The following is an 18,977-nucleotide window of genomic DNA, read 5'->3' as shown; positions in this document are numbered from 1 at the left end:
CCTAGCGTAGCTTCACTTTTGATGCACGCTGTTCAAAATTGAATCAGGGGCGTGATGGGGCGTGCAGGGCCCGGAACTCGGTAGGCGATAGCTGATACTTGGCCTTGAAGGCGGTGGCGAAGTAAGTAGGCGACGAGAAGCCGGTTTGGTAGGCTACCTCGGCTACAGTGGTGCCCACTTGCAGCAGCAGCTGGCGGGCTTTGGTGAGGCGCAGGCTCTGAAGGTAGTCCGTGACGCCGGTGCCGAGCAGGGCTTTCACCTTGCGGTAGAGCTGGGTGCGCGACAGCCCCAGGCGCTGGGCGATGTCATCGACCCCGAGGCCCGGCTCATCGAGATGGGCCTCCATAATGGCGGTGAGGTCGGCCAGAAACTTCTGGTCGCCGCGCTGGGGCACCACCGTGGCCGTGTCCACGCTGAGCTGGCGGCGGAAGTGCTCGCGCAGCTGGTCGCGGTTGCGCAACAGCGTGCGCAGGCTTTCGAGCAGGAAGGTGGGGTTGAAAGGCTTGGTGAGGTAGAGGTCGGCGCCCGCCTGCACGCCGGCCACCTGCTGCTCGGGCGCATTGCGGGCCGTGAGCAGCACCAGCGGGATGTGCGAGGTGCGCCAGTCGCCTTTGAGCTGGGTCACTACTTCCAATCCGCTCAGCTCGGGCAGGTTCACGTCGCACACAATCACGTCGGGCAGGGTTTCGGCGGCCAGGCGCAGGCCAGCGGCCCCGTCAGCCGCTGTGCTCACCTGGAAGTGCGGCCGCAGCTTTTGCTCCAGAAACTGGCGCAGTTCGTCGTTGTCTTCGATGATGAGGGCCGTGACGTCGGTAGCGGCGAGCGCCGTTTCGGTCAGTAGCTCGGTGGGCTCGTCGGCCGACGGGTGGTGGTTGCTAGGTCCTGCTGGTACGCCGTCGAGGAAGGTAGCCGGGCGGGCCAGCGGCAGCGTCACCTCAAAGGTGCTGCCGTAGCCGAGCTGACTCTTAAACGACAGCTTGCCCTCGTGCAGGCGCGTCAGGCCCTCGGCCAGCGCCAAGCCTAGGCCCGAGCTATTGGCCGAAGGCTGGCTGCCCTGGTAAAACCACTCTAGAATGTGAGCTTGGTCGTCGGCCGCAATGCCCCGGCCGTTGTCTTCTACACTGATGCGCACGGTATCAGCGTCGGGCACGCGCTGCACGCTTACCGTTATCTGGCCGCCGTCGGGAGTGTATTTAAAGGCGTTGGAGAGCAGGTTGAACAAGACCTTATCCAGGATGTCGCCATCAAACCAGAGCTTGATAACTGGCTCGGCGGGCAAAAACCGGAACGTGATGCTGCGCTGCCGGGCTATTTTCTCAAATACATCCATGATTTCGCGCACGAAGCCGACCAAGTTGCCTTCGGTGGCGCGCACAGCCATCTTGCCCACGTCGATTTTGCGAAAATCGAGCAGCTGATTCACCAGCTGCAACAGGCGCTGGGCGTTACGGCGCACCAGCGTCAGGTCGTGGCGCTGGGCGGGCGTGAGGTCGGTGGCAGTGGTCAGCAGCTCCTCCACCGGCCCTAGGATGAGGGTGAGCGGCGTGCGCAGCTCGTGTGAGAAATTGGTAAAAAAGCGCAGCTTGGCTTCGGTCGAGCGGCGAGCTTCCTCGGCCAGCTCGGCAATGCGGTTGCGCTGCGAGCTGATTTCGGCGTTCTGCCCCTCCAGCACCCGCCGAATGCGGCGGTTGAGGCGCGCCGAGCGCCAGGCCAGCGCCCCCAGCACCACCGCGCCCAGCAGGCTGGCCAGTAGCAGGTATACCGTGGTGGCTTGGCTGGCGTAGCGCCGCTGCTGCTCTAGCAGGCGCCGCTGCTGCTGCTGAATGTCTTGCTGCTGCATTGCCAGCTGCTCGGTCTGGCTGCGCATAGCGCCCACGTTGGCCGAGTCGATAACCATCGTGCCGAGCAGATTTTCCTTCTCGTAGGGTAGATGGCGCAGGATGCGCAAAGCCGTGCGAATGGCCTGCTCGCCGCCGGTAGGGTACAGTAGCGTGGCCTGCAAGGCACCATCAGCTACCAGCTGCAAACCATTGCCGGGCCCCGCCAGGCCATCGACCCCGATAATGCGCAGCCGCGACCCTAGGCCGAGCTGCCGGGCCACCTGCTGGGCGGCCTGCGCCATCTGGTCGTTGTGCACGAATAGCAGGTTGGCCTCGGGGTGGGCGCGCAGCACGGCCGGCAACTGCTGCCGCACCGAGGCCGGGCGCCAGTCGCCCTGCACCTGGGCTACCAGCCGCAGCCCCGGGTAGGCGGCCAGCGCTTGCGCAAAGCCCCGGTGCCGCTCGGCGGCCGGCGACGAGCCAGGTGTACCCAGCACCTCCACTATACTGCCCTTGCGGCCCAGCAGCTGCGCCGCGTAGTGGCCGGCGGTGCGGCCCACCTCTAGGTTGTTGCCGCCCACGTAGGCCGTGTAAAGGCGCGACGTGGTGCGTCGGTCGAGGATGATGACCGGCGTGCCCTGGCTGTAGGCGGCCTCAGCCAGGTCGGTGAGCGGGCCCGACTGGTTGGGCGAAATAATAAGCAAATCAACGTGCTGGCGCAGTAGATCCTGCACCTGCCGCCGCTGCAAGTCACTGTCGTTGTGCGCATCCAGCATCTGAAACTGGACGTTGGGATAGAAGCCTAGCTCCTTCTGCATACCCGCCAGCATGGCCCGGCGCCAGGCATCGCTGGTAGTGCACTGCGAAAACCCAATGCGGTATACGGGCTCTTGCGGGGCGGCAGCGCAGCCCGCCAGCCCGAGTAGCAACCAGGCAAAATGCCTTCTAAAAACGAGTCGGGATACGGTAGTCAACTGGGTGGGAAAAGGTAGCAGCCGCAACCTAGGGTGGTACTAGGTCCGCGCCGCACCTGCTGAAAGGTGGGCGCTAGCGGCTTATAAACGAGGCTCAAGGTAAGCGCAAAAGCTAGAGTTGGCGGCGGGCCGGGGCCGCCGTTGGCCGGCTGCGGCCCGCCGCCTTATCTTGCTGACCGCTGGGCGCCGCCCGCTACCTAGAGCCCGGCTTGTTTTGCCTGCGGGGCTGGCAGCCGTATTGCTACCCCCGCGCCTACCTTATTCTTCCTATGTTCCCACCCCTACTCTCCTGCCTCAAAGGGCGCCTTTGCGCCTGGCTGCTGCTGGCCGCTCCCCTCACGCTAACCGCCCAGGCACAAACGCCTGACCCTTGGCGTATCAGTGCCGACAAAATCGACCCTAGCAACTACTACGGCGTGACGGTAGCCAACGGCATGCTCGGCATTGTGTCGGCGCCAATGCCGTTTCAGGTCAAAAACGTGGTGCTGGCCGGCGCCTACGACCAGTACGGCCGGGGCCGGGTCAGCAACTTCCTGAACAGCTTCAACCTGCTGAATATGTACCTGGAGATAGGCGGCCACCGCCTCAACGCCCAGGATGCGACCAACTTCCGGCAGCAGCTCGACATGCAGCGGGCGTCGCTGACGACCACCTTCGACTACCGCGACCAGGCCACCATCAGCTACACCTATTACGCCCTGCGCCACCTGCCCTACACAGTGCTCATGGACGTGAGCATCACCGCCAAAAAGGACCTAGGCATCACGGCCGCCAGCGTGATGGCAGCACCCGATGCCCTGCGCGACGTGCAGAATTACTACAACGAAATAGACCGGCCGCATGTCACGCTCAGCCTGCTCACGTCGTCGGCCAAAAGCCCCACTGGCAAGCTGCTAATGTGCGCCAGCAACAGCTTCTTATTCAGCGAGCCGCATGGGCAGGAGCCACGCATCATTCATGAGATGTGGGATAACAGCATGCACCTCATGAAATTCAGCAAGACACTACGGGCCGGCCAAACCTACGCCTATGCCGTGGCAGGCTCTAGCATCACGTCGGCCCACCACCCCGACCCGCTCAACGAGGCCGAGCGCCTCACCATCTTTGCCCGCCTCGAAGGCCGCCAGCGCCTGCTCGATTTTCACGCCAAGGCCTGGCAGGATTTGTGGCGCAGTGACATCCAGATAGCCGGTGATGCGCAGGCCCAGCAAGATGTGCATAGTATGCTGTACCACCTCTACAGCTTTTCGCGGGCGGGCACCGATTACTCGCCCTCGCCCATGGGTCTCTCGGGCCTAGGCTATAACGGCCACGTATTCTGGGACAGCGACTTGTGGATGTACCCAGCGCTCCTAGTGTTGCACCCCGACATTGCCAAGTCCTTGGTTGAGTACCGCTTTAACCGGCTAGAAATGGCCCGGCGCAATGCCTTTGCCCACGGCTACAAGGGCGCCATGTACCCCTGGGAAAGTGCTGACTCGGGCGTGGAAGAAACGCCAGTGTGGGCCCTGAGCGGTCCGTTTGAACACCACATTTCGGCCGATGTGGGGCTAGCCGCCTGGCAGTACTACTGCGTGACGCAAGACAAGGAGTGGCTACGCGAAAAAGGCTGGCCTATTATCTCAGCCACCGCCGACTTTTGGGCTAGCCGCGTCGAGCGCAACGGCCCCGGCCACTACGACATCAAGAACGTGGTAGCGGCCGATGAGTGGGCCGAAAACGTGGACAACAACGCCTTTACCAACGCCGCTGCCCAGGCCAACCTGCAAGCTGCTACCGCCGCCGCCAAAATCCTAGGTCGCCCGGCCAACGCTGACTGGGCCTTAGTCGCCCAGAATATTCCCATCCTGAAAACGGCCGATGGCGTGACCCAGGAGCACGCCACCTACCACGGCGAGGGCATCAAGCAGGGCGACGTGAATCTGCTGGCCTACCCGCTCAAGACCATTACTAACCCAGCTCAAATCAAGAAAGACCTCGCCTACTACGAAACCCGCGTGCCCAACGAAGGCACACCCGCCATGACGCAGGCCATCTTCGCGCTGCTCTACTCCCGGCTCGGCGACGGCGCCAAGGCCCAGCACTTCTTCCAGGATGCCTACACGCCCAATCTGCTGCCGCCCTTCCGCGTCATCGCCGAAACCAAAGGCGGCACCAACCCTTACTTCGCCACCGGCGCGGGTGGCGTGCTGCAAGCCGTGCTCATGGGCTTCGGCGGGCTCGACATCACGCCTACGGGCATTGTGCAGCGCCAGAGCACCTTACCCAGCGGCTGGCAGTCGGTGAAGATTACGGGTGTGGGGCCGCAGCGCAAGACGTATTCGGTTGGGAAGTAACGTCTGATTACCAAACGACTGTCATTACGAGCACAGCGAAGCAATCGCACCTAAACAGAACCTAGGTGGGCTCATTCAGGTGTGATTGCTTCGCTGCGCTCGTGAGGACAACGGTCTTTATTGACTAATAAGCCAGCAGCTCGCCCAACGCTACCCCAACTTTTTCGGCCGAGGGCAGCATCTGCTTTTCCAGCTCCACATTGAGCGGGATGGCCGGCAGGCTAGCGGCGCCTAGGGTACGCACGGGCGCGTCGAGGTCAAAAAAGCACTGGCTCTGGATGCGGCCAGCTAAGCTTTCTGCAAAGCTATTGAGCAGCGGCTCCTCGCTTAATACCAACACCTTGCCGTGGCGCCGCACGGCCGCCTGCACCCCCTCCCAGTCGAGGGGGTTGAGGGTACGCAAGTCCAGGATTTCGACCAAGCCAGGATGCTGGCGGCTGGCCGCGCGGGCCCAGTGCACCCCCATGCCGTAGGTGATGACCACGCAGGTGCCCCCGCGCTGCTGCTGCGCCGCATCGGCCGCCTGGGCCACGGCCGCCTGCCCTAGGGGGATGACGTAGCCCGCGGCGGGCTCGGTGGTTTTGGCTTCTTCGGTACCAGGCACCTTGCTCCAATACAGGCCTTTGTGCTCCAGCAATACTACCGGATTAGGGTCGAGGAACGACGCCCGCAGTAGGCCCTTCATATCGGCCGCGTTGCTAGGATACACCACTTTAATGCCCCGGATGGTCAGCAGCGTGCTCTCGACCGACCCCGAGTGGTAGGGCCCGCCACCGCCGTAGGCCCCCACCGGCACCCGAATGAGCGTTGGCACCGGAAACTTGCCCATGCTCAGGTAGCAGCTCTTGCTAAGCTCCTCCACCAGCTGGTTGAGCGCCGGCCAGATGTAGTCGGCAAATTGAATCTCGACAATGGGCCGCGCGCCCACAGCCGCCATGCCCGCCGTGCTCCCCACGATGTACGCCTCCTGAATGGGCGTATTGAAGACGCGGTGGTCGCCGTATTTCTTGGCCAGCAGCGCTGCCTCCCGAAATACGCCGCCCAGCTCGCCACCCACATCCTGGCCGTAGAACAGCGCCTCGGGAAATTCGCGCAAAATGTCGTCTACCGCGTGCAGCGCGGCATCGACCATAAGCACCTTGGCAGCGCCCGCAGGAGCGCGCTCGCCAGTTTCGGCCAGCACGGCAGGCGGCGCAAACTCGTGGTCGGCGTAGGTGGCCGGGTCGGGGTCAGGGGCACCTAGGGCCTCGGCCCAGTCTTGGCGCACGGTGGCGCGGGCCTGGGCGGCCAGGGCCGATAGCTCGGCCTCAGCCAGCCCTAGGTGCAGCAGGTGGCGGTGCAGCCGGGGCAGCGGGTCCTGGGTCTGGTGTTCGAGTAGGTTGTCGCCGCGGTACCACTCGCGGCGCACGCCGCTGGTGTGGTGGCCTAGCAACGGGCATTTGGCGTGCACCAGGGCCGGGCCCTGGCGTTGGCGCACGTGCGCGAAGGCTTCTTCCAGGCCTTTGTAAGAAGAAATAAAATCGGCCCCATCTACGCGCAGGCGCAGCAGGCCCGGGAAACCAGCGGCGAACTCGTAGGCATCCATAGCCCGCATTTCGCGCCCGGTGGCTGAGATGCCCCAGTCGTTGTCCTGCACCAGGTACACGATGGGCAGTCGGTGCAGCACGGCCATTTGCAGCGCTTCGGCCACTTCGCCCTCGGTCATGGCCCCATCGCCGATAGAACACAGAACCAGTGGGTTATCAGACTTTGCAATGGCGAGGTGCTGGGCTAGCTTGTCGGTAGTATTTCCGCTTACCGGCGAGCCATTGCCTGCTTTGGTGGCCTCCCACTTCACGCGCTCCAGGTACTGAATAGCCTGCGCCATGCCGGTGGCCGGAATGGCCTGCATACCCGTGGCCGAGCTCTGGTGCGGAATAACTGGCAGGCCCGGCCGCCGCAGCGAGGGATGGCTGTAGTAGGTGCGCCCCCCACTGAAGGGGTCGTCTTTTTTGGCTAGCAGCTGAAGCATCAGCTCGTAGGGGCGCAGGCCCATACCTAGCAGCATGGCATCGTCGCGGTAGTAAGGCGCGGCGTAGTCGATTTCGGTGAGCAAGAAAGCGGCCGCTAGCTGCACGGCTTCGTGGCCGCGGGCGGTGGCGTGCACGTAGCGCGAGGCCACCGTTTTTTGTTCTTCAAACAGCGCAGCCATCTCGGCGGCGGTGTGCATGAGCAGGTAGGCGCGGCGCAAAAGTGCCAGGGTAGCGGGGGCGGGAGGAGCGAGTGGGGAAACCCCAAAATCGGTGGGCATAGAGGCGGGGTAGATAGGGTACCAAAAGTACGCTCCAGGCTGCGCCCGCACCTAGGCGGGCTTACCTTTGCCACTTGCGGCGGCGCCTACCTAGGCGCCGAGCCGCGTTGTTTTACTAGGGTTAGTTTGCCAGAATAAACGTGTTGACCTCCTCTCCTTCCCGCGCCGACATCACGGCTTGGCTTCAAGATTTTCAACTTCGCCTGTGCCAACAGCTCGAAACGGCCGATGGCGGCGCCCGCTTTGGCCAGGACGACTGGCTGCGGCCCGGCGGCGGTGGTGGCCACTCGCGCGTGCTCGAGCAAGGCCGCATTTTGGAGAAAGGCGGCGTGGGCTTTTCGGCCGTGGAAGGTGAAATGAGCGAGGCCGCCGCTCGCCAGCTGCACATGCCCGACCCGCATTTCTACGCCACCGGCGTGAGCGTGGTGCTGCACCCACGCAGCCCTAGGGTGCCCATTATCCATATGAACGTGCGCTACTTCGAGGCCGGCAATGGTGAGGCGTGGTTTGGTGGGGGCATCGACCTCACGCCTATTTATGTAGACGAGGCGCAGGCCCAGCGCTTTCACCAGCAGCTAAAAGCCGCTTGCGACAAGCACAACCCCACATACTACGCCCGCTTTCATAAGTGGGCCGACGACTACTTCTACCTGCCCCACCGCCAGGAAACTCGCGGCGTGGGCGGCATTTTCTTCGACCGCCTCACGGTAGGCAAGGATGGCACGGCCGCCGAGCTATTCAGCTTTATGCAAGATGTGGCCGAGGTCTTTGGCCCCTTCTACAGCCAGCTCATGCTCGAAAACCACGCCCTGCCCTTCGGCGAGCGTGAAGAAGCTTGGCAAACGTTGCGCCGTAACCGCTACGCCGAGTTCAACCTGGCTTTCGACCGCGGCACCCGCTTCGGCCTCGAAACCGGCGGCCGCACCGAGAGCATTCTTATGAGCCTGCCGCCCCGCTGCGGCTGGAGCTACAACCCCGCCCCGCCCGCCCCCGGCTCGCCCGAGGCCACTACCCTAGGGTGGCTGCGCAAAGGTGTAGACTGGGTAGGCACCACTAGCGCGAGCGCATAACGCCATAACCGTTATGAGCCTGACGCGCACCTTTTTCACCGACCTCGACCACCAACTGCTGCTGGCCATCAACCACGCACATACGCCAGCGCTCGACCGGTTTATGGTCTTCGTGTCCGACCGCTACGTGTGGTTTCCGGCCTATGCACTTTTGATTCTCTGGTTGATAGACATTTTTCGGCGGCAGGCTTGGCAGCTACTATTGCTACTAATAGGTGCAGTGGCTCTAGCCGATAGTATTGCGAGCAAATTATTTAAGCCGTTTTTTGCCCGGCTGCGGCCCTGCCACGCGCCCGGCTTAATGGACCAATTGCACTTGCCCGATGGTTGCGGCGGGCAATTTGGCTTTCTATCATCGCACGCGGCCAACTCGTTTGCCCTGGCCGTGTTTCTGCTGCTGGTACTGCCGGGCCGCCGTTTTCGCGCCCTCCAAATCACGGCCTTTCTGTGGGCTGGACTGCTATCGTACAGCCGCATGTACCTAGGCGCCCACTACCCTAGCGATGTGCTGGGTGGAGCACTGATTGGCGCGGCGCTGGGGATAGGCGCCACGCAGCTATTTCGCCGCTGGGGTGGCGGCAGCCACGTTCTTAGATAGTTTGTCGGGCACTATTGGCTGTCCGGTATTTTTTACCGGGCAGCACCATCTTTTTTATCCATCTGCGCAAAGAACTTCAGCGCTATTAGCAACGGGCTAACTACCATCAACAGTAGCCCTAACAGCCGCAAGGCCATACCAATACTGCTAAAGGCATAGCTACCAATGCTTTCCATTTCTGCTATTATACCCCCAACCGACAACACAAGCCCGGCCACGAATATTAGAAACAGTTTAACGAAGGAGGGTAGCCAGTTCATAAGGAAGATTTTTGCGGTAGTAAGCAATGATACTGCACGCGCACCTTATTTGCCCGGCTTGCGGTTGCCGGTGTGGCCGTCGCCGTGGTCGCCCTGGCCGGGCTTACTGGTTTTCTTCGCGTTGTGCTTGTCGTCGCGCGAGAGCGATTGGTTCAAGTCAACGGAGCTTTCAATTTTACCATCCTTATCGCGCCGGATGTAGCGCTTATCACCGGGATTGGGCTCGATTAATTCGCGTTTGCTGGACATAAAAATAGGTAGGCTACCAGGATGCAACTGGCCACCTACCTACTCTACGCGCGAATTACCAAGATGTTAGCTCGCAACGGCAGAAACTAAGCCCTGAGCTGCCAGCAGCTTAGCCACGTACTTGCCCACAATATCAAATTCTAGGTTGACCACTTCGCCAACTTGCAACTGGTGAAAGCCCGTGTGCTCGTAAGTATACGGGATGATAGCCACCGAGAAAGCATCGGGCTCGCTATCGAAGCACGTCAGGCTCACGCCATTAATAGTTATTGAGCCTTTCTCTACCGTGAGGCGCTGGGGGCCGGGCTCGTGGCGGAAGCGGTAGAGCCAAGAGCCATTCTGGTCTTCCACAAGCACGCACTCAGCAGTGGCATCAACGTGGCCCTGCACAATGTGCCCATCAAAGCGCCCGCCCGCGGCCAGGCACCGCTCTAGGTTGATGTGGCGGCCGGGCTGCCACTGCCCTAGGTTGGTTTTACGCAGCGTTTCGGCAATGGCTGTGACGGTGTGCGTGCCTGCCGCCACATCGAGGGCTACCACTGTGAGGCACACGCCATCGTGAGCCACGCTCTGGTCTATTTTCAACTCGCTCGCAAAAGGCGACTGCACAGTAAAGTGGCGGTTGGCGCCTTCATCGGCCACGCCCACCACAGTACCTAGGGCTTCAATTATTCCTGTAAACATGAATCGCAGATTATAGCGGATTTAACGGATTACGCAGATACGCCTGCCTTCGGCAGGCTGACTAACCGGCTTGGGCAGCTAGGTGTTAGATATTAGGAATAGCATGCCCTGCAGGTGCCAAACACCGCACGAAGCTTGAAAGTTAGAAACCCGTCTAGAGGGCCTCTAGCCACTTTGGTCCAGCCCTAGGCCAGTTAGTCAGCCTGCCGAAGGCAGGCGTATCTGCGAAATCCGTTAAATCCGCTATAATCTGCGATTATTTGCCGCGCCCTTCCAAAATGATTTTCAGCGTGTAAAGCATGACCCGGAAGTCCATAGCCAAACTCATATTTTCGATGTATAGGATGTCGAATTTCAGGCGCTCGACCATCTGCGACACCGTTTCGGCGTAGCCGTACTTGACTTGACCAAGTGAGGTGAGGCCGGGACGCACGCGGTGCAGGTGGCGGTAGTGGGGAGCGGTTTTCACAATCTGCTCGATGAAAAACCGCCGCTCGGGGCGCGGGCCCACCAGGCTCATATCGCCCTTGAGTACGTTCCAGAACTGCGGAAACTCATCTAGGCGCACCTTGCGCATGAAACGACCCCACTTGGTAATGCGCGGGTCGTGGTCGGAGCTGAGTGCCGGACCTAGGCGCTCCGAGTTTACGTACATCGACCGAAACTTGATGATGTAGAACGGCACTCCGTTTTTACCGATACGCTCCTGGCGGTAGAAAATGGGACCTGGCGACGAGGCCTTCACCATTGCGGCCGTGAACAAATAGAGCCACCAGCCGCCTGTGATAAATGCCGCGGAGGTTGCCACATCGAGTCCCCGCTTAACCGCCTGCTGCCACAGGGGTAGCAGGTCTTGCTTGATTTCGATGAGCGGCGTTCCGAATAAGTGGTTGACCTTCACCGAACCCAGTAGCATCTGGTACAGGTCAGGTAGGATGCTGATGCGGGCCGGCACCCCTTCCAGCAGGGCCAGTATCTCTTGGATGCGTTGGTGCTCGCTGGGCTCGATGGCGATGATAACCTGCTCGATTTGCAGGTCCTGCACCAGCGTAGGCAGTTCGGCATAAGTACCCTGCGCTGGCAGTTCGCTCGCCAGCTCGGGGTTGATGACCTCGCCGATGGGTACGAAGCCCACCAGCCGCAGCCCTAGGTGCTTACCGGTGCGCCGCAGCTCGCGCGAGGTATTCAGCGCCAGCGCATTAGACCCTATAAGCAGAGCCGGAAAAGAAATTTGCCCGCTGCGCACTAAGTGCTGCACGCTGCTGACGGCCCAGGTGTGCAGCACGGCCGTGAGCATAAAATGCAGCGCGTAGTAGGCCGTAACCGTCTTATAGTAAACCTGGTAGCTACTCACCCCATCGTCGAGCAGCAAGCCAAAAAAGATGACCACTACTCCGAGCACCGAAATACGGGCCAGGCGAATGATTTCGGAAAGGCGCGACTTGCGAAAGACATCACGGTAGAGCCCCAGCAGGGTGTAGAGCAGCGTCCAGAAGGTAGCTATCAGCAGGGCCGCCCCGGCAAACTCTGCCACCATGGCGCGGGTGAAGTACGCGGCCGTAACTTCTTGCAGCAGGTACTTGCGCAGGGGGAAGAAACCGGCCCAGGCTAGCAGGGCCGCCGCAAAATCGGCGACAACCAGCTTGCAGTACTGAAGGCGGCGGAGCAAGAGCAAAGGAGCGGGCAAGTCGTATTTTCGCGGCGTATGGCGCAAAAATAGGGCGCCGCCCCGCCAATAGCTCAACTACTACGCTTATCATTTCTCCCCTTTCTCCCGACCGCGACACCTATCGCCACCGCGGCCAGCGCCGGGCGCTGGTGACACTGCTGCGTGAGCAGCGCGGCATCCGCGACGAACGCGTGCTGGCCGCGATGGCTGCCGTGCCGCGCCATTTGTTCTTCGAGCCCGCTTTCGAAGCCCACGCCTACCAGGACAAAGCCTTTCCTATTGGGGAAGGCCAAACCATCTCGCAGCCCGCTACTGTGGCCACCCAAACCGAGCTGCTGGGTGTGCAGCCCGGCCAGCACCTGCTCGAAATCGGCACCGGCTCGGGTTACCAATATGCGGTGCTGTGCCAACTCACCAGCCAAGTGCAAAGCATTGAGTTTAACCCCGTACTGTATGCGCGGGGGCGGGCGCGCCTAGCCGCCCTAGGCCTGCCCACGGCCGGCCTGCACCTAGGCGATGGCTCGCTGGGCTGGCCGGCTGGCGCCCCCTACGACGGTATTTTGGTAACGGCTGGCGCCCCCGCGCTGCCCCCAGCCCTGCTGCGCCAGCTGCGCATAGGTGGGCGGCTAGTGGTGCCGGTGGGTGCCCAAGACCCCAGCAAGCAGCAGCTCCTGCGCATCACGCGCGAGGGCCCCGAGTCGTTCGTACGCGAGGAGTTTGGTGGCTGCCGATTTGTGCCACTGCTAGGCGCCGCGGGGTGGGCAGTTTAAGTTAATAATTATAAATTAAAAACTATAAAGTATGACTTGCGGCTGCTTAGGATAAGCAACGGCTTACGCAAGCCCCGCGGCTTGTCGGGCGAGCCATAACTTACCTTTGTTGCCTTGAACTGTGACGCCCTGAAACCTCGGAGCAATTCATACTTCATACTCTCTACTTCCTAATTATCCTCGAAGTGCGCAAGCAACGCCCCGTCGCCGACTCCTACGTCATCATGACTGAGTTGGTACTGCCCAACGATACCAACACCCTCAACAACCTGATGGGTGGCCGCATGATGCACCTCATGGACATTGCCGCCGCCATCGCCGCCCAAAAGCACTCCAATCGCATCGTCGTCACGGCGTCGGTTGATAATGTGTCGTTCCGCGACCCCATTCGCCTAGGTAGCGTCGTTACCTTGCAGGCGCAGGTAACGCGGGCCTTCAGCTCCAGCATGGAGGTGCACATCGATGTGTGGGCCGAGGATATTCCGAGCGGCACGCGCATGAAAACCAACGAGGCGTTTTTCACCTTCGTGGCCGTCGACCAATCGGGGCGCCCCATCGATGTGCCCGATGCCGTACCCGAAACCGCCGAGGAAATCGCCCTTTATGACGGGGCCCTGCGCCGCCGCCAACTGCGCCTAGTACTGGCCGGCCGCATGAAGCCCGCCGATGCTACCGAGCTAAAAGCACTGTTCGAACTAGCTTAACCCTAGTCACTTATGGCTGACGAGCAAGCCGGCACCCTGGCTTTTCTGCAGAATTTCTACACCGACATCACGCTCTACATGCCCTTCGAGGCGCACGAGCGTGAGGCCGTACCCGCCGTAGTCAGCGCCCCCGCTGAGGCTACTACTCCAGTGGCCGCGGCGCCGGCACCTAGGGCCGCTGCGGCGCCGCCAGTGGCCCCTGCAGTTGCCCCCGTAGTACCTGTTGTGGCACCAGTAGCGCCTATTGCTGCGCCGGTCGCTCCTATTGCCGCGCCGACACCTGCACCAAAGCCAGTGCCGCCCATCGCAGCTGCGGCTGGCAAGCTGCCATCGCTGGCAGGTACGGGGCTGGGTACGCCACCTGCCACGCCCCCCGCAGCGCCCGCCAGCCCTGCGGCCGCCCCAGTAGTGGCCCCTTACCTACTCACCAAGTTCAATACCCTAGGCGCTAATGCGCAAGGGGTGGTGCTACTAGTGCGCTTGCCTGACGAGCGGTTTAAGAAGCTCCCGCGCAACGTTTTCCTCAACAACCTGCTTAAAGCCATTGGCTTGGTGATGGCCGACGTGGTACTCGTCAACGTAGAAGGCCCCTACCCCGTGGCTTTGCAAAATCTGCGCAAGGAGATTGCGGCCACGCACATCCTGGCCTTCGGCAAAAACCTGCTCGACGTGGCCGTGCGCACCACGCAGATATACGAGCCCGTGCAGTTTCCGGCCGTGGGCCTAGCCTACCTGGCCGGCGCTGAGGTCGAGATGATAGAGTACGACACCAGCCTCAAAAAGCGCCTTTGGGGCGGCTTGCAGCGCATGTTTTTAAGTTAAGCCAATGCCCTAGGTATGAAAAAGGCCCGCTTCTTCGAAGAAGCGGGCCTTTTTCATACCTAGGACTTATGGCACTTATTTCAGCACCTCGGCCAGCTTGGCTTGCAGGGCGGGGCCGCGTAGGTTTTTGGCGATGATTTTACCCTGCGGGTCGAGTAAAAACGACTGCGGAATGGCTTGAATGCCGTAGGCCGAAGCAGCAGCGCTGTTCCACTTTTGCAGGTCCGACACGTGGTTGGGCCACGCCAGGCCGTCGGCGGCAATGGCCTGGGTCCAGCGGGCTTTATCATCATCGAGCGATACGCTGTAAACCGTGAAGCCCTTGCCTTTGTCCTTGTACTCGTTGTAAGCCTTCACCACATTGGGGTTTTCGCCGCGGCAGGGGCCGCACCAGCTCGCCCAGAAGTCTACCAGCACGTACTTGCCGCGCAGGCTCTTTAGCGAGAGCTTGGTGCCATCGGGCTTGGCCAGGTTAATTTCGGGCGCCGAAGTGCCAATGGCCGTGGCCCGCAGCGGCGCCAGCCGCTCGGTGAGCGCGGCCGTGAAGGGCGAGTTGGGCTGCGCCGTGCGCTGCACCGTGGCAATAGAATCAGCAAACTGAAACTCCTCATCGGGACTCACGAAGCTGAGTACCGCAAAGCCCGCCGCTACCGACTTGGCATTGCGCCGGATGATGGCTTTGTTGCGGGCCGTCAGGCGGTCTACCGTCGTCAGGTACTGGCTCTTGATGGCTTCGAGCGAATCAGTTTTCCCATTCTGGCTAGCCAGCGTGTAGCGCTGCCCGAGGTTCTCGAGCTGCACTTTACTGGCCAGGTTACTACGCGTAAGCTCCTGAATAACTTCCGAATCCTTGGAGCCTTTCACGGCGTAGGTCGTCATCAGGTTCTTGGCGTCGCCGTTCAGGGTGAGCCTGGTTTTGTTGTCGAGCACCAGCAGTATCTGGTTAGGCTCGTCTACCTTCAGCTGGTACACGGCCGCCGAAGCCGGCTGCTCGCCCTTGAAGGTGAAGTTGCCCTGCGCGTCGGTTTTGGCCGTGCCGCGCTCCACAAACTGGCTGCTCGTGAGCTCGGCCAGGTGCAGCGTGGTGCCCGCCGGGGCATTCTTCAGCTGCCCACTGATTTCGTAGCCAGAAGCCGCGCTGGCGTTCTGGCAAGCATTGGTGAGGCCGAGAAGGGCCACGGCAGCAAGGGTTGGTTTCATATAAGCACTCATGGGGCAAAACGACAAAAAAGCGCACCTAGGGCGGGTACCCTGCGGCTGAAAGCGCAGAAAGCGGCGGGTAGTTCCCGCCTAGCCATCCAGGCCCTTGCGCAGCAGTTGATTGGCTAGCTTAGGGTCGGCCTTGCCGCCAGTCAGCTTCATCAACTCACCCATAAACATGCCGGTGAGCGACTTCTTACCAGCCCGGTACTCAGCTACTTTGGCCGGGTTGGCAGCCAGCACCTGGTCTACCAAGGCTTGCAGTTCGCCAGCGTCGGCCTTTACTAGGAGGCCTAGGGTCTCGGCGGCGCCCGTAGCGTTGGCGGTGGGGTGCTCTAGCAAGTACGGAAACAGCTGCTTAGAAGCGACTGAGTAGTTGAGCTTGCCCGCATCAATCAGCTCGATAATGCCAGCTAGTTGCGCCGGGTCGAGCGGGAAATCGGCTAGCTCTAGGGCCCGCTCGTTGAGGTACGACTTTACGGGACCCATTATCCAGTTGGCCGCGGCCTTGGCATTGGGCGTGAGGCGCGATAGCTCGTCGAAGTACTGAGCCACTTCCTTCTGGTCAATAAGTACATTGGCGTCGTAGTCACTCAGGCCCAGTTCGCCCGTGAAGCGGGCGTAGAGCTGCTGCGGCAGCGCTGGCAGGGCGGCCTGCACGCGGTGCAGCCACGCATCATCCACGATGAGGGGCGGCAGGTCGGGCTCGGGGAAGTAGCGGTAGTCATTCAGCGTTTCTTTCGAGCGCTGGCCGCTGGTAGTGCCGCTAGTAGCGTCAAAGCCGCGGGTTTCGGAGTCTACCTCGCCGCCGTTCTCTAGGATTTCAACCTGCCGCTGCACCTCATACTCGATGGCTCGCTGTACGTTGCGGAACGAGTTCATGTTCTTGACCTCCACCTTCGTACCGTACTCGGTGGCGTCCTTTTTCATTACGCTCACGTTGGCGTCGCAGCGCAGCGAGCCTTCCTCCATGTTGCCGTCGCAGATTTCGAGGTACTGCACCAGCTTCTTGATTTCGGCTAGGTAAGCGTAGGCTTCTTCTTCGGTGCGAATGTCGGGCTCACTCACAATCTCGATGAGCGGCACGCCGGCGCGGTTGAGGTCTACCAGGGTTTCGGTTTCGCCGGCGAGGTGCATGCTCTTGCCCGCGTCTTCCTCCATATGAATGCGCGTGATGCCGATGCGCCGCGTGCTACCGTCAGCCAGCCGGATATCGATGTGCCCACCGTAGCAGATGGGCGTTTTGTCCTGCGTAATCTGGTAACCCTTGGGAAGGTCAGGGTAAAAGTAATTTTTGCGGGCAAACAGGTTTTCGCGCTGTATCTGGCAGTTGGTGGCCAAGCCCATTTTGATGGCAAAGTCCACGGCCGTGCGGTTCACGCGGGGCAGCGTGCCGGGGTGGCCTAGGGTGATTACCGACAGGTTGGTGTTGGGCAGCGACCCGTACTCGTTCTCATCCGACGAGTACATCTTGCTGTGCGTCAGCAGCTGGGCGTGTACTTCCAGGCCGATAACAGGCTGGTAATTCGCAATGGTGGCTTCGTCCATAAGTCTCTTAAGCTAAGAAGTCGCAAGTTAGTCCTGATTTAGTACCCGGCGAACCGGCGGCCCTGCTAGCGTAAAACCACCGAACCCGATTAATGGCACAAAAAAAGTGGCCTGCTCGCTGGGAGCAGGCCACTTTTGAGTAGGCTACCTAGGCGCGTTTACTTGCGCTTGGCGGGGGCCTTTTTCACGGGCGCCTTGCGGCTGCGGGGCGAGCCGGTGCCAGTGGTTTTCTTGCCGGGCAGCGGCTTGCCAGTGGCTTTCAACTCCGAAATGCTCGGGGCAGGGCCGTACTTGGCTTCGGCAGCGTTGGCTTCGCCGGTCAGGTAAGGGTCAAAGTCAACGCGGCGGTTCAGGGCCTGGCCAGCCTTAGTCTTGTTGTCGGCAATCGGCTTGGTTTCGCCATAGCCGCGCGACTCGATGCGCTCGGCTGGAACGCCTTTGTCAACCATGTACTTGCGAGCGGCAGCAGCACGCTCGTAGCTCAGGCGCAGGTTGTAGTCGTCATTGCCCACGTCGTCGGTGTGGCCAGCGATGCTGAGCGAGTAGTCGGGATACTCGTTCATAATCTGTACCATCTGCTCCAGCTTGGGGAACGACGAAGGCTTCAGCGTAGCCTTGTTGAAGTCGAAGTTGATGTACTTGGTGGCTTCGTTCAGCACCTTCTTCTGCTCGGCCTTAATCTCGGGGCAGCCTTTGTTGCTGGCGGGGCCGGCACGGTCGGGGCAGCGGTCCTGGTAGTCGGGCACACCGTCGCCGTCGCGGTCGAGCGGGCAGCCATTGGCGTCTACCTGCACACCGGCGGGGGTGTTGGGGCACTTGTCGAGGTAGTCGGGCACTTTGTCGCCGTCGCTATCAACGGGGCAGCCCGAAGCGTCTACTTTCACACCAGCGGGGGTGTTGGGGCACTTGTCGTCGTTGTCGGCTACGCCGTCATTGTCCGAGTCGGGGCAGCCTTGCAGGCTAGCGAGGCCCTTCACGTCGGGGCACTTGTCTTGGTAGTCAGCTACGCCATCACCATCGGTGTCAACGGGGCAGCCGTTTTCATCCACCTTCACGCCCTGCGGGGTGTCGGGGCACTTGTCTTTGCGGTCGGGCACGCCGTCGCCGTCAGTGTCTTTAGCCTTGCCAAAGTTCACGGTTACACCGGCCGAGTACTGCATGTACTGGTCGTACTTGTTGAACCAGCCGTTTTGTGGGCCGGCAATACCATCGAGGCGTGCGTCGTCGCGGAAGAGCATGTGCTGCCCAGCCTGCACGAAGAAGTTGAAGCCCGGTGTAATCCGGAAATTCAACCCAACTGCAGCTTGCGCGTCAAACGAGCCGTAGTTGGTAGAGCTAGGCGTAGTGGCGTTGTTGAGGTAGCGGTCGGTATAGATGTACGCAAAGCCCGGCTGCAGCAAGATGTAGGGCTGAATGGCAGCATCCTCCTTTAGCGCCCAGCCGTTGTTCAGCTTCAGCTTGAAGCCTAGGCCAAACGAGCTTACGTTGGCGTAGAAGCGGTTGCCGTAGATATAGGTGTTGGGGTCACTGGGGTAGCGCAACGTGGCTTGGTTAGCCGACAGGTTGATGTCGAGGCCCTTGCTCAGGTAGCGGCTCAGGGTGAGGCCACCCCCAAACGTGGGGTAGCGGCGCATGAAGTAGTTGTCGCCTAGGTCGCCCCGGTAGCGCAGAATGGTGGTGTAGCCGCTGAGGCCCCATTTGCGGTCGGCCGACTGCGCTTGCACGTTTGTTGCTCCCGCCAGTAGCCCTAGGCCAAGCACGGAAGCAGTGAATAACTGGTATTTCATTGAGAAAGAAAAAAGGGTACTGATTGACAGACGTAGAGAAAAATTGGTGTGGTGTCTTGGCAAAAAGCGGGGCAAAGGTACTAGCACACGCTACAGCACGCCAAGATTTTGCACGTTGCATGCTCTTCGTAAGCCCCGTTGGGCTTCTTCGCAGCTAGGTACTGCCGAGCCCCGTTTTTGGTTGCTCGTAACCAGG

15 protein-coding genes are annotated in these 18,977 nt (G+C 61.0%); 6 read left to right on the top strand and 9 right to left on the bottom strand.

The window, feature by feature from the left end; genetic code table 11:
• Positions 1 to 43 precede the first annotated feature (43 nt).
• Positions 44 to 2,794 (bottom strand): substrate-binding domain-containing protein, encoded by a 2,751-nt coding sequence (locus JAO77_RS05070; RefSeq protein WP_198989205.1) that lies wholly within the window; start codon positions 2,792 to 2,794, stop codon positions 44 to 46.
• A gap of 269 nt (positions 2,795 to 3,063) precedes the next feature.
• Here JAO77_RS05070 and JAO77_RS05065 point away from each other — a divergent pair, with 269 nt between their 5' ends.
• Complete coding sequence (locus JAO77_RS05065) at positions 3,064 to 5,130, top strand: kojibiose hydrolase (protein ID WP_198989204.1); 2,067 nt, start codon at positions 3,064 to 3,066, stop codon at positions 5,128 to 5,130.
• Positions 5,131 to 5,254: 124 nt separating this feature from the next.
• Here JAO77_RS05065 and JAO77_RS05060 read toward each other — a convergent pair whose 3' ends face one another.
• Positions 5,255 to 7,420 carry a thiamine pyrophosphate-dependent enzyme gene (locus JAO77_RS05060; RefSeq protein ID WP_198989203.1) on the bottom strand — a complete coding sequence of 722 codons (2,166 nt, stop codon included), beginning with the start codon at positions 7,418 to 7,420 and terminating at the stop codon, positions 5,255 to 5,257.
• A gap of 134 nt (positions 7,421 to 7,554) precedes the next feature.
• Here JAO77_RS05060 and hemF point away from each other — a divergent pair, with 134 nt between their 5' ends.
• Positions 7,555 to 8,490, top strand: coding sequence for an oxygen-dependent coproporphyrinogen oxidase (gene hemF, locus JAO77_RS05055; protein ID WP_198989543.1), 936 nt, complete (start codon positions 7,555 to 7,557; stop codon positions 8,488 to 8,490).
• A gap of 13 nt (positions 8,491 to 8,503) precedes the next feature.
• A complete protein-coding gene (locus tag JAO77_RS05050; RefSeq protein ID WP_198989202.1) occupies positions 8,504 to 9,088 on the top strand; it encodes a phosphatase PAP2 family protein in 585 nt (194 codons plus the stop codon).
• 32 nt (positions 9,089 to 9,120) lie between these two features.
• On the opposite strand, the gene JAO77_RS05045 is transcribed toward JAO77_RS05050, so the two are convergent.
• The 4 genes from JAO77_RS05045 to JAO77_RS05030 form a co-directional block, all read right to left on the bottom strand.
• Positions 9,121 to 9,348 carry a hypothetical protein gene (locus JAO77_RS05045; protein WP_198989201.1) on the bottom strand — a complete coding sequence of 76 codons (228 nt, stop codon included), beginning with the start codon at positions 9,346 to 9,348 and terminating at the stop codon, positions 9,121 to 9,123.
• A 45-nt stretch (positions 9,349 to 9,393) separates the two neighbouring features.
• Entirely contained in the window at positions 9,394 to 9,597 is a 204-nt protein-coding gene (locus JAO77_RS05040; RefSeq protein ID WP_198989200.1) for a hypothetical protein, read from the bottom strand.
• 66 nt (positions 9,598 to 9,663) lie between these two features.
• Complete coding sequence (locus JAO77_RS05035; protein WP_198989199.1) at positions 9,664 to 10,281, bottom strand: riboflavin synthase; 618 nt, start codon at positions 10,279 to 10,281, stop codon at positions 9,664 to 9,666.
• 256 nt (positions 10,282 to 10,537) lie between these two features.
• Positions 10,538 to 11,950: a sugar transferase gene (locus JAO77_RS05030; protein WP_198989198.1), complete on the bottom strand. Its 1,413-nt coding sequence runs from the start codon at positions 11,948 to 11,950 to the stop codon at positions 10,538 to 10,540.
• 89 nt (positions 11,951 to 12,039) lie between these two features.
• Here JAO77_RS05030 and JAO77_RS05025 point away from each other — a divergent pair, with 89 nt between their 5' ends.
• The 3 genes from JAO77_RS05025 (at position 12,040) to JAO77_RS05015 (ending at position 14,246) form a co-directional block, all read left to right on the top strand.
• Entirely contained in the window at positions 12,040 to 12,720 is a 681-nt protein-coding gene (locus tag JAO77_RS05025; protein ID WP_198989542.1) for a protein-L-isoaspartate(D-aspartate) O-methyltransferase, read from the top strand.
• A 224-nt stretch (positions 12,721 to 12,944) separates the two neighbouring features.
• Entirely contained in the window at positions 12,945 to 13,424 is a 480-nt protein-coding gene (locus JAO77_RS05020; protein ID WP_198989541.1) for an acyl-CoA thioesterase, read from the top strand.
• A gap of 12 nt (positions 13,425 to 13,436) precedes the next feature.
• Positions 13,437 to 14,246 (top strand): hypothetical protein, encoded by an 810-nt coding sequence (locus JAO77_RS05015; RefSeq protein WP_198989197.1) that lies wholly within the window; start codon positions 13,437 to 13,439, stop codon positions 14,244 to 14,246.
• Positions 14,247 to 14,321: 75 nt separating this feature from the next.
• Here the strand turns inward: JAO77_RS05015 and JAO77_RS05010 are convergent, their stop codons facing one another.
• The 3 genes from JAO77_RS05010 to JAO77_RS24335 all read right to left on the bottom strand — a co-directional run bounded on the left by JAO77_RS05010 (position 14,322) and on the right by JAO77_RS24335 (position 18,781).
• Positions 14,322 to 15,446, bottom strand: coding sequence for a TlpA disulfide reductase family protein (locus JAO77_RS05010; RefSeq protein ID WP_198989196.1), 1,125 nt, complete (start codon positions 15,444 to 15,446; stop codon positions 14,322 to 14,324).
• Between the two features lie 90 nt (positions 15,447 to 15,536).
• Positions 15,537 to 16,994 carry an Asp-tRNA(Asn)/Glu-tRNA(Gln) amidotransferase subunit GatB gene (gatB, locus tag JAO77_RS05005; protein ID WP_198989195.1) on the bottom strand — a complete coding sequence of 486 codons (1,458 nt, stop codon included), beginning with the start codon at positions 16,992 to 16,994 and terminating at the stop codon, positions 15,537 to 15,539.
• A 158-nt stretch (positions 16,995 to 17,152) separates the two neighbouring features.
• On the bottom strand, positions 17,153 to 18,781 hold the full coding sequence (locus JAO77_RS24335; protein WP_198989194.1) for an OmpA family protein: 1,629 nt from the start codon (positions 18,779 to 18,781) through the stop codon (positions 17,153 to 17,155).
• Positions 18,782 to 18,977 lie beyond the last annotated feature (196 nt).

This window comes from Hymenobacter sp. BT559 (assembly GCF_016427535.1).
Taxonomy (GTDB): domain Bacteria; phylum Bacteroidota; class Bacteroidia; order Cytophagales; family Hymenobacteraceae; genus Hymenobacter.
Note: the sequence above shows the minus strand (reverse complement) of the source record. Positions and strands in the feature narration are given on the sequence as shown.